The sequence below is a fragment of the Streptodolium elevatio genome, from assembly GCF_040649515.1.
Taxonomy (GTDB): domain Bacteria; phylum Actinomycetota; class Actinomycetes; order Streptomycetales; family Streptomycetaceae; genus Yinghuangia; species Yinghuangia elevatio.
Map to the genome: position 1 here is coordinate 24,528 of NZ_JBEZFP010000056.1, position 12,918 is coordinate 37,445.

The window sequence follows — 12,918 nt, forward strand, 5'->3', positions numbered from 1 at the left end:
AACCGTCCGATCACCGCCGACCGGGCCGTCGCGCCGCGGCACCGGCCGCGGCGCTCGATCGGCTGCGCAAATCGGATGTCGGATGACGAATGTGCCGCTGGGCAGGTCAGTTGTCGATGTAGCCGTTGCGCCCGTCGTGGCCGTCCGCGTCCGCGTCGTCGAACCAGTGCCCGCCGTCGGCCAAGTAGCGGAAGTACACCCGCTGTTCGGCGGGGACCTGGACGGACACGGCACGGGTGCCGTCCTTGCGGGTGGCAAGCGTGTGTACGCCGGGCTCCCACGCGTTGAAGTCGCCCACCACGCTGACCGGGCCCGAGGGCAGGTCGCCGGGCAGGATGAACGTGACGTCGACCTTGTCCTTCAAACGGGTGCGCTCCAGCATCGCCGGCGGACTCCTTTCGGGAGGGGGTACACGGACGGACGGTCGGTCCGACCCGTGCCGACTGGCCGACATGCTGCCGTGCCCCCGGCCGAACGACCGCCCATTGCGGGCGCGGCGCGCGGTGATTCCGCCAAACGGCGGCTCGGCCCGGAGGAACGCGCAGGGGCCGGTCAGGCCGACGCGACGCGGAGCAGCGCGTCCGACATCGCGGCCAGCGCCGGGTGGTCCGGCGCTGTGCTGCGGACGGCCGCGTACACGCCGCGGACGGCCTCGGCGTCGCGCAGGTCGCGGACCACCACACCCTCGCGCACCCGGTCGCCGAGGCCGATGCCCGGGACCACGCTGATGCCCAGCCCGGCGGCGACGAAGGCCTGTGCGGTCACGTAGTCCTCGGACCGCACCGTGAACTCGGGGCGGAACCCGGCCGCGGCGCACACCGCGAGGACCGCGTCCATACACGGCCCCTGCCAGGCGCTGCCGACCCACGGCTCGCCGACGAGGTCGGCGAGCGCGAGCGATTCGTGCGCCGCGAGCGGGTGTTCGGCGGGGAGCAGCACGCGGTAGCTGTCCGAGAGCAGGTACGTGAAGCGCACCCCGTCCTCGGACGGCGGTCCGCCCGCGCGCATCACGAGACCGAGGTCGGCCCGTCCCTCGCGGACCTCGGGCAGCGGATCGGCCGGGTCGGTGAGCCGCAGGTCCACGTGGATGCCGGGACGAGTGCGGCGCAGCGCGGCGACGGCCGGGGCGACCAACGCGGCCCCGGCGCTGGCGAAGTAGCAGACGGAGACCCGGCCGGAGCGGCCGGAGCGCAGATCGGCCAGCAGGGCTTCGGCCTCGCTCACCCGCGCGCCCACGGCCGCCGCGCATTCGCCGAGCAACTGCCCCGCCTCGGTCGGCCGTACGCCCCGTGCCGTACGTTCCAGCAGTGGCAGCCCGGCCTCGCGCTCCAGCGCGGCGATCTGCTGGCTGACCGCCGAGGGCGTGTACCCGAGGCGCCGGGCGGCCGCGGTGATGGACCGCTCGGCCAGGACGGCTTCGAGCACCTGCATGCGTCGCACATCAAGCATGCAGCGGAGCTTAACGCTCCGTGCAGATCTTTGCGCTTGTCTTAAGGGAGGAACGGCGAGATGGTAGCTGTCGAAGGTCGGCGGTCCGGTTCTCCGGGTCGTTCCGAGGCGGCGCGGTCGAACGTGCTGCCTGGCCGGGGACGTGCTGCCTGGCTGGACGTGCTGCGCGGTCGGTTGCATGGCCGCCGCTGCTCGCCGTGGAACTGTCCTCGAAGAGCCGCTGCTCCCTCGCCGCACAGCCGCCGAACTGTTGTTGAACGAGCCAGCCTTGCCCAGGAGGAGTCATGTCCGGATTGATCATCGTCGGAGCGGGACCGCTGATCGGCCGCTCCGTGGCCCGTCGCTTCGGCCGCGAGGGACTTCCCGTCGCGGTCGTCGCCCGTCGCCCGGCCGCGGCGGACGAGGTCGCCGCCGCGGTGCGCGCGGACGGCGGTCGCGCGGTGGCCTTCGCCGCCGATGCCACGGACGAGAAGGGCCTGCGTGCCGCCTTGGACGCCGCGGTCGAGGCGCACGGGGTGCCCGACGCGGTCGTCTACAACGCCGGACTGATCCGCGCGGACCGGCTCGGCGAACTGGCTTCCGACGAATTCCTCGCGACCTTGGCGGTCAACGTCGTCGGCGCGCTGACCGCCGCTGCACACCTCGGCCCTCGGATGGCCGCGACCGGAGGCGGTGCGTTCCTGATCACCGGGGGCATGCCGCAGCCGCTCGCGAGCCACGTCAGCCTGTCGCTCGGCAAGGCGGGCGTACGCGCTGCCGCGGACATGCTGGCGCAGGAACTCGGACCCTCGGGCGTCCACGTGGCGACCGTCACGGTGGCCGGCGAGGTCAGGACGGGCACGGCGTACGACCCCGACGACATCGCGGACCTGTACTGGGAGTTGTACCGGCAGTCGCCCGAGGAGTGGGAACGGGAAGTCCTGTTCGCCCGCTGAGCGGCCGACCGCCGGGGCGCGCACTCGGCAGGCGGGGGAGCCGGAAGCGGGGAGCCGGAAACGGGAACTGCGGAGCTGAAGTCGGAAGCCCGGGGAGTCGGATGCCCTTGCGCTTCTGAATCAGAAGCATAGGCTGGGCGCGTCGAGTGATTCTGAATTCGAAGCGCAGGAGGTCGTCCCGTGCCCCGCATCGCTCCGCTCTCCCCGCCCTACGAGCCCGGCGTCGGCGACGCCCTCACGGCCTGGATGGGCGGGGTGGACAAGGAACCGCTCCTGCTTTTCCGCACCTTGCTGCGCAACGAGGAACTCGCCTCACGCATGCGGGTGTTGGGTGCCGGACTGCTCGCCCACGGCAAACTCCCCGCGGCCGACCGGGAACTGGTGGTCGCCCGTGTGTGCGCCCGCTCCGCCTGCCGGTACGAGTGGAGCGTGCACGCGGCGATCTTCGGAGAGGCCGTCGGCTTCACCGCGGACCTGCTGGCCGCGACCGTGACGGCTCCGCCGGACGACCCCCGCTGGTCTCCGCGTCAGGCCGCGCTGCTCGGCGCCGCGGACGAGTTGCACCGTACGGCCGCCCTCTCCGACCCGGCATGGCAGGCCCTGGCCGCGCACTTCGACGAGGACCAGATCCTCGAGTTCCTGGTGCTCTGCGGCTGGTACCGGACCGTCGCCTACCTCGCGAACGGCCTGCGCCTGGAGTCCGAGCCGTGGAGTACGCCGTACCCGGGCACGTAGGGCGTCGGCGTCACCGCCGCGGGCGACCCGCCTCGGTGCCGGTGCCAGTACCGGTGTCGGCGCTGGTACCGGCTCCGTCGGCCTCGGCTGCGCCCATCTGCCGCGCCCACTTGTCGCTCCACGCGGTCAACGGCCCCAGCGCGTCGACCAACTCGCGTCCCAAAGCCGTGAGTCGATAGCTGTCGTCGCCCGACTCGACGAGCCCCGCGTCGGCGAGTTCGCTCAGGCGGGTGCTCAGGACGCTCGACGACATGCCCTCGCAGCGCCGCTGCAACTCGCGGAACCCGGCCGGGTCGAGGCTCAGTTCCCACAACACCCGCAGCGCCCAGCGGCGACCGAGCAGGTCCAGGGCGGCCATCATGGGGCGCCCCGACGTCGAACCGCGCACCGGCGTACCCGGACGCGGGCTCGGATGCGAACCCGGATGCGGACCGCGTGCTGCCATCGCCTGTCCTCCTGTTCGCCCGGCCGACTTTCCTTCGTACGCCGGATGCAGGATAGAGGCGGACGACTTGTCGCCATGTGTACCAGCATCCGAGACACTCTTGCCGCGCCGGAAAACCGGCGGCCAGGATGGCGGCATGGCCCTTGACCTCGTCTCGCGACGCCACGTGGATCTGATGCGTGTCGCGACCATGGCGTGTCGGGCCCACTCTCTGCGTGCCGCCCGCATCTGACGCAGCACGCCACTTCCGCCGACGCCGGTTCCAGCCGCACTCACAGCCGCACTCACACGTGCGCGTTCGCGCGCCGTACCCGCGCCGCACCCAGAGCCGCAGCCACACCTGCCCCGCCGCCGGTCGTACGCCGCCCCGCGTCCACCCACGCGGGCGCGCCGCTCCCATCCGCCCATGACTCCCGGGATCACCGCATGTCGCCAGCCCCCTTGTTCCACTGGTTCCTGCCCACCGGCGGCGACGGCCGCGACCCCGGCGGTGTCACCGCCGTTCAAGGCCGCACCGGCGCCGCCACCCGACGCCCCGCCGACATCGGCTACCTGTCCCAGGTCGCCCGGGCCGCGGAGCAGTCCGGCTTCACCGCGCTGCTCACCCCGGTCGGCCTGGGCTGCGTCGACCCGTGGATCCTGACGGCGGCACTTGCGCAGCACACCGACCGGATCGGGTTCCTGGTGGCCTTCCGCGCCGGCTTCGCCAGCCCCACGCTGATCGCCCAACAGGCGGACGCCTTCCGCAGGTTCGCGGGCGGGCGCGTACGCCTGAACGTGGTGACCGGCGGCGATCCGGCCGAGCAGCGGGCGTACGGCGACGACCTGGACCACGACGCGCGCTACGAACGCACCGACGAGACCATGGCAGTGCTGCGTGACCTGCTCGACGGCAAGCGCGTGGACTTCACCGGCCGGCATGTGCGGATCGACGGAGCGCAACTGGTGGATCCGAGCGTCGGCTTCCCCGTGCCGCTGTACTTCGGCGGTGCGTCGCCCGCCGCCGAGGACGTGGCGGCGCGCCGGGCGGACGTGCAACTCCTCTGGGGTGAACCGCCGTCCGCGATTGCCGACCGCATCACGCGGCTGCGCGAGCGAGCCGGCGCCGCAGGCCGCTCACTCCGGTACGGGCTGCGCGTGCACGTCATTTCGCGCGACACCTCCGCCGAAGCCTGGGTTGAGGCCGAACGCATCCAGTCCCGCTTCGATCCCGAGGCCGTCCGTGCGAGCCAGGCGCGCTTCGCGGCGATGGACTCCACCGGGCAGGCGCGCATGGCCGCCCTGCACGGCGGCGCGCACGACGCCTCGGTCCGCGACCTCGTGGTGGCGCCCAACCTCTGGGCCGGGATCGGGCTCGTACGCGAAGGCGTGGGCACCGCCGTCGTCGGCTCGCACGACGAAGTCGCGGCCCGGCTGGCGGAGTACCACGGGCTGGGCATCGACGAGTTCGTGCTGTCCGGCTATCCGCATCTGGAGGAGGCGTACCGCGTGGGCGAGGAGGTCGTCCCGCGGCTGCACGCGCTGCTCGCCGCCACCCGCGACGCGGCGGCATAGCGGCCCGAGGCACCAGGCTCTCGGTACCAGGCACCAGGCTCTCGGTACCAGGCTCCGGGCATCGGGCATCGGGCATCGGGTACCAGGCATCAGGTACCAGGCATCAGGTACCAGGCATAGACACCAGGCATCCGGCCGCAGGCCTCCTCTCCCGCCACCCTCCCCAGACCTCACAACACCGGTTCCTCCGGAGGTTCGAGCGGGGAGTAGAGCGCCCGGCGGTTGTTGAGGTGTGCCAGGTGCCAGATGCGGCCCTTGGCGTCGAGGTCCAGCGGCGGGGGGTTGGGGACCCACGCCAGCGTGATGCCCTCGGGGGAGACCGCCTGCATCTTCTCCACGTTGCGCGCGGCCGCGAAGCGTTCGGCCGCTTCGCGGTCGCGCCACAAGGGGTGCCCGGGATAGTCGCGTTCGCCGCGCCCCGGTCGGGTCATGGCGCGTAGGAGTGCGGGGCTGTAGATGCCCCTGACCCGGAAGTTCTCGAGGTGGCGGCTTTCGATGACGATGCGGATGTACGAGGTGCGGTTGCCCCGGTGGCGTCCGACGACGAACAATTTCTCGCCGCCGTCGCCCCATTGCGGGGGCAGTACCCACACCTTGGCCCCGCCGGAGAAGTGCCGCAGGCCCCTGCGGATGTCGAGGCCGCCCTCGCCCTGGGCGGTTTCGGAGCGCACGTTGGCCACCACTCCGAACGCCGACATTTCCGCCGGTGTCTGCGCCCCGGCCGCCGCGGTGCCGTCCATGCGGCCATGCTCGCGGCGTACCGGTGCGTCGGGCAACGCCTTTCCCGGCTTGCGGTGGGCGTCGCGAAGTCAGACCGGACTCTGGCCGGTGCCGCGACAGGTCGAGCAGTCGACCCATTCGCGGCGTTCGACGACCTTGCCGTCTCTGACCTCGGTGACGATCCGGAAGTAACCCTTCCGGCCCCCGCACACGCCGCACTCCATGGGAACGTCCTCCGTCCGCGTCCACGGCCGTTACGGTGAGTCTAGGACCCCTCACGGCGCTGGAGTACCCGTGGACGATGACAACGGATGGCGTAACGCGTGGCCGTTCCGCTGCCACGACGAAGTCCCGCACGCGTGGAAGTACAACGGGGAGTACGTGCCGGGAAAGCCCTGGTCGAAGTACTGCCTGGGCTGCTTCATGGTCAAGGCGGGCAACACCACCGACAACGACCCGACGCCGGAGGCGGCCGCGATGCCTCGGATGAACGGGTGAATCAGGACAACTCTCGCGTTTCTCTCCATGAGGTGCGTCGTTGAGCACGTTGCCGAACCCCATCGGCAGCGATTTCGTGGAGGAATTGTGAACAACATCAAGAAGGCGGCCGTTCTCGTCGCCGTCGCCGGCGGCGTCGTGGCCGCGGGCACCGGTGCCGCCCACGCCAGCTCCGAGGCGGACGGCGCGGCCGTCGGTTCGCCCGGTGTCCTGTCCGGCAACGCCGTCCAGGTCCCCGTGCACATTCCGGTGAACGTCTGCGGCAACAGCGTGGACGTCATCGGCGCGCTGAACCCCGCCTTCGGGAACACGTGCATCAACAACGGCTGAGCCGTCCTGCCGGACCGCGGCCTGCCTCCTTGGCCGCGGACGGCCGCGACAAGCGCCCCGCCTCCCGGTACGCCGGGAGCGGGGCCGCTCGCGTTTCGGGCCGCGACCCCGGACACTTGGACCTTCGAGTGGACTTCGAGCACGCGGCTCCCGGCATTCGTCGACCTCCGGGGAGCGGGGCGCGAGCGGGTCCGACCCCGGGCACGGGAATGTGCGCGCGTATCGGACACTTGAACGAGGACCTGATCCGGACACTTTCGAAACCTAAATCGGTATCGAAGCGCCCAAGTGTGGTGACCGGATGCAGCTCTTCGATCGCAATCCGGTCACCTCGGCACCCGACCCGGCCCGACGGCCCCGAGAACCGCGATGATGGGGATTGCCTTCGTCGTTCTCCCACGTTGTTCACGGTGACGCCGCGTTCACGGTGAAGCCGCGCGTCGGGAGACCAAGGTCAGTAGGCGGAAGAAGGGGTGCCATGGACCGTACGGATCGCATCGGCAAGCGGGCCCGCGTGGCCGGATGGCTGCGTCGCGTGCAGCGCGAGGACCCGGGAGCGGGACGCGACCTGCGGGCCGACCTCATCCTCGACGTGGTACGCCTCGGCTGGCCCGTCTGCCCCGCCGCCCACCCCCTCGAATACGGCTGTTCGTGCGACCGCGTCGGCTGTCCGTCGCCCGGCATGCACCCCGTCTCGTTCGCCTGGCAGACCCAGGCCACCACCGACGTCGTCCAGGTCACCCGCTGGCTCGAGCGCCATCCGGACGCCAACTTCGTCACCGCCACCGGTGTCGCGCACGACGTCCTCGACGTCCCCGCACAGGCCGGCGAACTGGCCCTCCAAGCCCTCGGATCCGAGGTCGGCCCGGTCGCCGCCTGCGGCCCCGACCGGCACCTGTTCTTCACCGCCACGCGCGGCACCCCCGTCGACGAGGACGAGTGGTGGCCCTGCGAACTCGACTGCCACCCCGAGACCCTCGACGAACACCCCGGCCTGCGCTGGCACTGCCGCGGCAGCTATGTGCTCCTGCCGCCGTCCCGACACCCGTCGGGCGAGCAGATGCGCTGGATCCGCGGCCCCGAGACGCCGCTGCCGGACCCGCTGCGCGTCCTCGACGTGCTGACCGACGCGTGCGACACGGTCGGCGCGACGGCCACCGACTCCCGCTGGCTCATGGGCATGTGACCCCGGGGGCCACTTTCCTGCCCAGGCCCTCCAGTTCCGTCGGTTCCTCCCGGTCCTTCGCGGTCCTTCCCGGTCCCGGTCCTTCTCGCTGCTCCCGCTGTTCCGTCACTCGCCCTCGGCACCCACGACGCCCGACATGGTCGCGACCACCTGCACCTTGCCGGCCCCCGCGAGCGGCACCAGTGCCGCGTACGCCGCCAACTTGTGCTCGGTGACCGACCGCTTCGGCTTCGCCGCCAGGAACGCCTGCTGCGCGGGCTCCACCTCGCCGAGGGTGTTCGGCGGCTGCACCGTCAGCTTCATGCTGTGCGTCACGGCGAACAGCACCAGCGCGCCGCCGTCGGCGGTGCGGATCGCCAGGGGCGCGTACTGCGCCGCCGGGGTGTCCACGAACTGCCGTACGTAGCCGTTCTGCACGGGCTCCTCGCGCAGCTTGCGCGCCTCGCTCGTGTGCGGCCCGGGCGCGAACAACTCCGCGGACGAACGCCCGTCCGTCAGGTAGCCGGTCAGCGCCGCCGCGGTGTCGCGGGGGAGGGCTGCCAGGCCCGGCGCGTCCAGCGGCAGCTGCTCGACGTACCCGTCCTTGTCGCGGTGCGGCTCGGGGAAGGCCGCGCCCGCGCGCAGCGTCGGCCCCCAGGTAGCCCGCCACGGTGCGTCCGGGCCGTCCTTGCCGAACACCAGCAGCATCGGGCGGGCGTTCGCGTACGACGGCGTGTTGTGCACGGCGAACCACTTCGGCCAGCCGACCGTGCGCGGGATCCAGAAGGTCGGCTTGTCGTGCGTGAACGCCGGGATCTGCCGCTTGTGCTCCGGGTCGCCGAACGCCATGACCCGCAGCGACGCCTGGTCGATCGCACCGACCGAACCGGTCTCGATCTCGGCGTTCAGGGCGGCGTCGCGCTTCGCGTAGACCTCGTTGTTGCGGGCGTCGAAGTCGGCGAGCACGCGCGCCGCCTCGCGCTGGTCCAGCGGCGCCACGCGGGCGGTCTTGCCGTCGACGGACACACAGCCGGCCGCGGCCGCGCCCAGCACGAGCGACAGCACAAGCGCCGGGGCGGCTCTGGATATTCGGCGTACTCGGAGGACTCGGTGCATGCGTGATGCCGACGAACGATTCTGCCTGGGGGAAGAGTGTGCGGTACGGGCCACGACGGGGAGACTACGGCAGCGTCAGAATCTCCGCGCCGCCATCCGTGACGACGATGGTGTGCTCGAACTGCGCGGTGCGCTTGCGGTCCTTGGTCACGACCGTCCAGCCGTCGTCCCACATGTCGTACTCGTGCGTGCCGAGGGTGAGCATCGGCTCGATCGTGAACGTCATGCCCGGCTCCATCACCGTCACGGCGCGCGGGTCGTCGTAGTGCGGGATGATCAGGCCGGAGTGGAACGACGAGTTGATGCCGTGGCCGGTGAAGTCGCGCACCACGCCGTAGCCGAAGCGCTTCGCGTACGACTCGATGACGCGGCCGATCACGTTGATCTGGCGGCCCGCGCGAGCCGCCTTGATGCCGCGGTTCAGCGCCTCCTGGGTCCGCTCGACCAGCAGGCGCGACTCCTCGTCGACGTCGCCGACCAGATAGGTGGCGTCGGTGTCGCCGTGCACCCCGTTGACGAACACCGTCACGTCGATGTTGACGATGTCGCCGTCGTTCAGGCGCGTCGAGTCCGGGATGCCGTGGCAGATGACCTCGTTGACCGAGGTGCACACGGTCTTCGGGAAGCCCCGGTAGCCCAGGCACGACGGATAGGCGCCGTGGTCGAGGATGTACTCGTGCGCGACGCGGTCCAGCTCGTCGGTCGTGACGCCCGGCGCGACGTGCTTCGCGGCCTCGGCCATCGACCCGGCGGCGATGCGCCCGGCGATCCGCATCTTCTCGATGGTCTCGGCGGTCTGGATGTCGGGGCCCTCGTACGGCGCCGGCGCCGCCTTCCCCACATACTCCGGTCGGGGGATTTCGGCAGGGACGGTGCGGATCGGGGTCGGCCTGCCGGGAACGAGAGTCGCCATAACCTGCGAGTGTAGCCAGCGCCGCAGGGGCATCATCACCCGCGAACGCGCACCGCGAAGTCGACCGGCAGGGGAGCCCGCATGTTCAGGCTGTGGCGGCGGCCGAAGGGCCGCGAGGGCGAGTGGTTCTACTGCGTACGGCACAACAAGGTCGAGGAAGGCCCGGAATGCCGCGCGCTCGACCGCCTCGGCCCGTATGAGACGCGGGCGGAGGCCGAGCACGCCTTGGAGATCGCCCGCGAGCGCAACGAGTCGTGGGACAACGACCCGGACTGGAACGACCCGCGGCCGGGTGGTGGGAGCGGCCCGGCGGACCCCGGTGGTGGTCCGGGCGGCCCGGGCGCTCCGGGCGCTCCGGGCGAGGGCGGCGCGCGACCGGGGGCGTGAGCGCCGCGGTCATTCACTCGGTTCGGTGACGAATCCTCCGCCGACCGCCAGGACGCCGTCCAGTTCCGCGAGATCGGCGACGAGTGACTGCGGCTCGGCGGGGCCGTCGAGTTGCAGGACGACGTACGTCACGCGCCCGCGTACCCGGTCGATCGCATCGGGTGCCTCGGCCGCGGCCGGATCGTGGTCCTGGTGGTGCACCGAGACGTCGTTGACGCGGAACCCGTGCGCGACCGCCGCGACGAGTGCGGCCGGCAGCACCGCGTGCGCGGGCAGGTACGTCAGGCGGAGCTCGACGTTGTTGTCCTTCTGCCCGTTGAACAGTCCGATGAGCGGCGTGTAGCCGAAGACCACCACGAAGTGGAGCGCGGTCACGCCTATCGCGAGCAGCGGCAGCCCGGCCGCGCAGGCCATGCCGACCGCGCAGGTGAGCCAGACGACGGCTGCGGTGGTCAGGCCGCGCACACTGTCACGGCGGACGAATATGAGTCCGCCGCCGATGAACCCGATGCCGGAGACTATTTGGGCGGCAATCCGGGACGGGTCGTAGTTGGGGGAGCCGGCCGGAAGGACGTCCCAGAACCCGTATTTCGACACCTCGACGAACAACGCGGTGCCGACTCCGACGAGGGCATGTGTCCGCAGGCCCGCGCTCTTCTGCCGGATCTCACGCTCGATTCCGATGGCGCTCGAGAGCGCGAACGCCAGGAGTACTTCCCAGAATTGGCGCCACTGGTCGCCTTGCGCCAGTTCCGCGGCCAGCCCGAGCCCGCCGGTTATGCCGTTGTCCACCCCAACACCGCCTCACGCCCGCAACCGGACCGAACCGAGATCACGCTATGACCTCGGAGAACGGCCCACGTTACGGGCGTGAGACGGGGCTTTCGTGGAACGCCGGTACGGCGTGGGTGACTTCTCGCCTACTTCTTGGTGGCGACGCGACGCGTCGCGGTTTTGCGGGCCGTCCGCTTGGTGGCGGGCGCGCGCTTGGCCGCCGACTTGCGGGCGGGTGCCTTGGTCGACGCCTTCTTGGTCAACGGCTTCTTCGCGACCGACTTCATGGCCATCGACTTCTTGGCCACCGCCTTCTTGGCCATGGGCTTCCTCGCGACGGTGCCCTTCGCCGCGGTCTTCCTCGCGGCCACGGTCTTCTTGGGCGCGGTCTTCTTCGCCGCGGACGCCCTGGCCGTGCTCTTCTTGGCGGCGCTCTTCTTGGCCGTGGTCTTCTTCGCGGCCGCCTTGGTGGCCGCGACCTTCTTGGTGACCGCCTTCTTCGCCGCGGTCGTGCGCTTTGCCACCGCCTTCTTGGTGGCGGCCTTCTTGGCGCCGGCCTTCTTCGCGACGCTCTTGGCGGTCGCCTTCGCGGTCGCCTTCTTCGCGCCGGCCTTCTTGGCAACGGTCTTCTGCGCCGCCGTCTTCTTGGTCGCGGCCTTCTTCGCGGCCTTCTTGGCCGTCGCGCTCTTGGCCGCGGTCTTCTTCGTCGTGGACTTCTTGGCGGCGGACTTCTTGGCCGCGGCCTTCTTCGGGGCCGCCTTGGCCGTCTTGGCCGCGGCGGTCCGGTCGTCGACCTCGCTGGCCGAGCCGCTGCGCTGCACGGAGCGAAGCGCGGCCATTGCCTGCGCCTTCGTCGCGTACGACATCGACTTCGCGAGCGTGTCGCCGTTGGACGCCTCCAGGACAAAGCCGTACTTGCCTGTACGCCCCTTGCTGAGAACGAACTTCGCCGGCATCGGTGCCTCCCGTGATCGGGCCATGTCCGGCCCGTTGCCGAACGATTTCCGTATCAAATAAGCACGAATTGTGGCTGTTGTCACATATTTCGGTGCTTTTGGGTGAAGTGTCAAAGGTCGGGAATGCTCGAATGGCGGCTTAGGCCCGAATTGAGCTGTGACGTCGGCTGCATCTGGGCGTAGCCCTGGTGCCTCTTGCGCACCCCACTGGCAGGATCACGCCATGACTACCCCCTCCAACGCCCAGCGCGACCCGCGCGACCTGCCGGACGTCGGCAGCCTCGTCGTCGGCGTCCTCGGCGGCACCGGTGAGCAGGGCCGCGGCCTCGCGTACCGGCTCGCCGTCGCGGGCCAGAAAGTGATCATCGGTTCGCGCAGCGCGGACCGTGCCGAGTCCGCCGCCGCGGAGCTGGGCGCGGGAGTCCGCGGTACCGACAACGCCACGTGCGCCGCCGAGAGCGACGTCGTCATCGTCGCGGTGCCGTGGGAGGGCCACAAGGAACTCCTCGTGTCCCTCGCGACGCAGCTCGCCGGGAAGATCGTCGTCGACTGCGTGAACCCGATGGGCTTCGACAAGCAGGGCGCGTACTCGCTGCCCGTCGAGGAGGGCAGCGCCGCGCAGCAGGCCGCCGCCGTCCTGCCCGAGTCGCGCGTGACCGCGGCGTTCCACCACGTCTCCGCGGTGCTCCTGCTCGACCCGAACGTCGAGTCGCTGGACACCGACATCATGGTCCTCGGCGACGAGCGCGCCGCCACCGACGCCGTGCAGGCGCTGGCGAGCCGGATCCCGGGCATGCGCGGCGTGTACGCCGGGCGCCTGCGGAACGCGGGCCAGGTCGAGGCGCTGACCGCCAACCTGATCTCGGTGAACCGCCGGTACAAGGCACACGCGGGCGTCCGCATCACCGACGTCTGACGCGGGTTCCGCGTACGCGGGACCG

General features: G+C 71.1%; 17 protein-coding genes. 8 read left to right on the forward strand and 9 right to left on the reverse strand.

Going from position 1 to position 12,918, the window contains the following annotated elements; genetic code table 11:
• Nucleotides 1-106: 106 nt before the first annotated feature.
• Both AB0C36_RS21705 and AB0C36_RS21710 read right to left on the reverse strand, forming a co-directional pair.
• A complete protein-coding gene (locus AB0C36_RS21705; RefSeq protein ID WP_358356384.1) occupies nucleotides 107-382 on the reverse strand; it encodes an early set domain-containing protein in 276 nt (91 codons plus the stop codon).
• 170 nt (nucleotides 383-552) lie between these two features.
• Nucleotides 553-1,449, reverse strand: coding sequence for a LysR family transcriptional regulator (locus AB0C36_RS21710; RefSeq protein WP_358356386.1), 897 nt, complete (start codon nucleotides 1,447-1,449; stop codon nucleotides 553-555).
• 284 nt (nucleotides 1,450-1,733) lie between these two features.
• Here AB0C36_RS21710 and AB0C36_RS21715 point away from each other — a divergent pair, with 284 nt between their 5' ends.
• A complete protein-coding gene (locus AB0C36_RS21715) occupies nucleotides 1,734-2,384 on the forward strand; it encodes an SDR family NAD(P)-dependent oxidoreductase (RefSeq protein WP_358356387.1) in 651 nt (216 codons plus the stop codon).
• A gap of 180 nt (nucleotides 2,385-2,564) precedes the next feature.
• Complete coding sequence (locus AB0C36_RS21720) at nucleotides 2,565-3,119, forward strand: carboxymuconolactone decarboxylase family protein (RefSeq protein ID WP_358356389.1); 555 nt, start codon at nucleotides 2,565-2,567, stop codon at nucleotides 3,117-3,119.
• A gap of 10 nt (nucleotides 3,120-3,129) precedes the next feature.
• On the opposite strand, the gene AB0C36_RS21725 is transcribed toward AB0C36_RS21720, so the two are convergent.
• Nucleotides 3,130-3,477, reverse strand: a complete 348-nt coding sequence (locus AB0C36_RS21725; RefSeq protein ID WP_358356438.1) for a winged helix-turn-helix transcriptional regulator — start codon at nucleotides 3,475-3,477, stop codon at nucleotides 3,130-3,132.
• Between the two features lie 513 nt (nucleotides 3,478-3,990).
• Here AB0C36_RS21725 and AB0C36_RS21730 point away from each other — a divergent pair.
• Nucleotides 3,991-5,118, forward strand: coding sequence for an LLM class flavin-dependent oxidoreductase (locus tag AB0C36_RS21730; protein WP_358356392.1), 1,128 nt, complete (start codon nucleotides 3,991-3,993; stop codon nucleotides 5,116-5,118).
• Between the two features lie 170 nt (nucleotides 5,119-5,288).
• On the opposite strand, the gene AB0C36_RS21735 is transcribed toward AB0C36_RS21730, so the two are convergent.
• Together AB0C36_RS21735 and AB0C36_RS21740 are read right to left on the reverse strand one after the other, a co-directional pair.
• Nucleotides 5,289-5,858, reverse strand: a complete 570-nt coding sequence (locus tag AB0C36_RS21735; RefSeq protein WP_358356394.1) for a hypothetical protein — start codon at nucleotides 5,856-5,858, stop codon at nucleotides 5,289-5,291.
• A 69-nt stretch (nucleotides 5,859-5,927) separates the two neighbouring features.
• A complete protein-coding gene (locus AB0C36_RS21740; RefSeq protein WP_358356396.1) occupies nucleotides 5,928-6,062 on the reverse strand; it encodes a hypothetical protein in 135 nt (44 codons plus the stop codon).
• Nucleotides 6,063-6,132: 70 nt separating this feature from the next.
• On the opposite strand from AB0C36_RS21740, the gene AB0C36_RS21745 reads away from it, so the two are divergent.
• The 3 genes from AB0C36_RS21745 (at nucleotide 6,133) to AB0C36_RS21755 (ending at nucleotide 7,852) form a co-directional block, all read left to right on the forward strand.
• Nucleotides 6,133-6,336: a hypothetical protein gene (locus tag AB0C36_RS21745; RefSeq protein WP_358356398.1), complete on the forward strand. Its 204-nt coding sequence runs from the start codon at nucleotides 6,133-6,135 to the stop codon at nucleotides 6,334-6,336.
• Between the two features lie 87 nt (nucleotides 6,337-6,423).
• Complete coding sequence (locus tag AB0C36_RS21750; RefSeq protein WP_358356400.1) at nucleotides 6,424-6,666, forward strand: chaplin; 243 nt, start codon at nucleotides 6,424-6,426, stop codon at nucleotides 6,664-6,666.
• 478 nt (nucleotides 6,667-7,144) lie between these two features.
• The gene (locus AB0C36_RS21755) at nucleotides 7,145-7,852 is read left to right on the forward strand and encodes a bifunctional DNA primase/polymerase (protein WP_358356402.1); all 708 of its coding nucleotides are present in this window, start codon (nucleotides 7,145-7,147) and stop codon (nucleotides 7,850-7,852) included.
• Between the two features lie 105 nt (nucleotides 7,853-7,957).
• Here AB0C36_RS21755 and AB0C36_RS21760 read toward each other — a convergent pair whose 3' ends face one another.
• On the reverse strand, nucleotides 7,958-8,947 hold the full coding sequence (locus AB0C36_RS21760; RefSeq protein WP_358356404.1) for an SCO2278 family lipoprotein: 990 nt from the start codon (nucleotides 8,945-8,947) through the stop codon (nucleotides 7,958-7,960).
• Between the two features lie 64 nt (nucleotides 8,948-9,011).
• On the reverse strand, nucleotides 9,012-9,860 hold the full coding sequence (map, locus tag AB0C36_RS21765) for a type I methionyl aminopeptidase (protein WP_358356406.1): 849 nt from the start codon (nucleotides 9,858-9,860) through the stop codon (nucleotides 9,012-9,014).
• Nucleotides 9,861-9,941: 81 nt separating this feature from the next.
• Between map and AB0C36_RS21770 the strand changes: the two genes are divergently transcribed.
• Nucleotides 9,942-10,247 (forward strand): hypothetical protein, encoded by a 306-nt coding sequence (locus AB0C36_RS21770; RefSeq protein WP_358356408.1) that lies wholly within the window; start codon nucleotides 9,942-9,944, stop codon nucleotides 10,245-10,247.
• Nucleotides 10,248-10,256: 9 nt separating this feature from the next.
• Here AB0C36_RS21770 and AB0C36_RS21775 read toward each other — a convergent pair whose 3' ends face one another.
• Nucleotides 10,257-11,039, reverse strand: coding sequence for an MgtC/SapB family protein (locus tag AB0C36_RS21775; RefSeq protein ID WP_435839089.1), 783 nt, complete (start codon nucleotides 11,037-11,039; stop codon nucleotides 10,257-10,259).
• 128 nt (nucleotides 11,040-11,167) lie between these two features.
• The gene (locus tag AB0C36_RS21780; RefSeq protein ID WP_358356410.1) at nucleotides 11,168-11,977 is read right to left on the reverse strand and encodes a YegP family protein; all 810 of its coding nucleotides are present in this window, start codon (nucleotides 11,975-11,977) and stop codon (nucleotides 11,168-11,170) included.
• Nucleotides 11,978-12,200: 223 nt separating this feature from the next.
• Here AB0C36_RS21780 and npdG point away from each other — a divergent pair, with 223 nt between their 5' ends.
• Nucleotides 12,201-12,893, forward strand: coding sequence for an NADPH-dependent F420 reductase (npdG, locus tag AB0C36_RS21785; protein ID WP_358356412.1), 693 nt, complete (start codon nucleotides 12,201-12,203; stop codon nucleotides 12,891-12,893).
• The last annotated feature ends 25 nt before the right edge of the window (nucleotides 12,894-12,918 follow it).

Coding starts and splice junctions, on each gene's coding strand:
- AB0C36_RS21770 (WP_358356408.1), top strand. CDS start 9,942: ATGTTCAGGCTGTGGCGGCGGCCGAAGGGCCGCGAGGGCGAGTGGTTC.
- map (WP_358356406.1), bottom strand. CDS start 9,860: ATGGCGACTCTCGTTCCCGGCAGGCCGACCCCGATCCGCACCGTCCCT.
- AB0C36_RS21780 (WP_358356410.1), bottom strand. CDS start 11,977: ATGCCGGCGAAGTTCGTTCTCAGCAAGGGGCGTACAGGCAAGTACGGC.
- AB0C36_RS21760 (WP_358356404.1), bottom strand. CDS start 8,947: ATGCACCGAGTCCTCCGAGTACGCCGAATATCCAGAGCCGCCCCGGCG.
- AB0C36_RS21710 (WP_358356386.1), bottom strand. CDS start 1,449: ATGCTTGATGTGCGACGCATGCAGGTGCTCGAAGCCGTCCTGGCCGAG.
- AB0C36_RS21725 (WP_358356438.1), bottom strand. CDS start 3,477: ATGGCCGCCCTGGACCTGCTCGGTCGCCGCTGGGCGCTGCGGGTGTTG.
- AB0C36_RS21705 (WP_358356384.1), bottom strand. CDS start 382: ATGCTGGAGCGCACCCGTTTGAAGGACAAGGTCGACGTCACGTTCATC.
- AB0C36_RS21755 (WP_358356402.1), top strand. CDS start 7,145: ATGGACCGTACGGATCGCATCGGCAAGCGGGCCCGCGTGGCCGGATGG.
- AB0C36_RS21715 (WP_358356387.1), top strand. CDS start 1,734: ATGTCCGGATTGATCATCGTCGGAGCGGGACCGCTGATCGGCCGCTCC.
- AB0C36_RS21730 (WP_358356392.1), top strand. CDS start 3,991: ATGTCGCCAGCCCCCTTGTTCCACTGGTTCCTGCCCACCGGCGGCGAC.
- AB0C36_RS21735 (WP_358356394.1), bottom strand. CDS start 5,858: ATGGACGGCACCGCGGCGGCCGGGGCGCAGACACCGGCGGAAATGTCG.
- npdG (WP_358356412.1), top strand. CDS start 12,201: ATGACTACCCCCTCCAACGCCCAGCGCGACCCGCGCGACCTGCCGGAC.
- AB0C36_RS21740 (WP_358356396.1), bottom strand. CDS start 6,062: ATGGAGTGCGGCGTGTGCGGGGGCCGGAAGGGTTACTTCCGGATCGTC.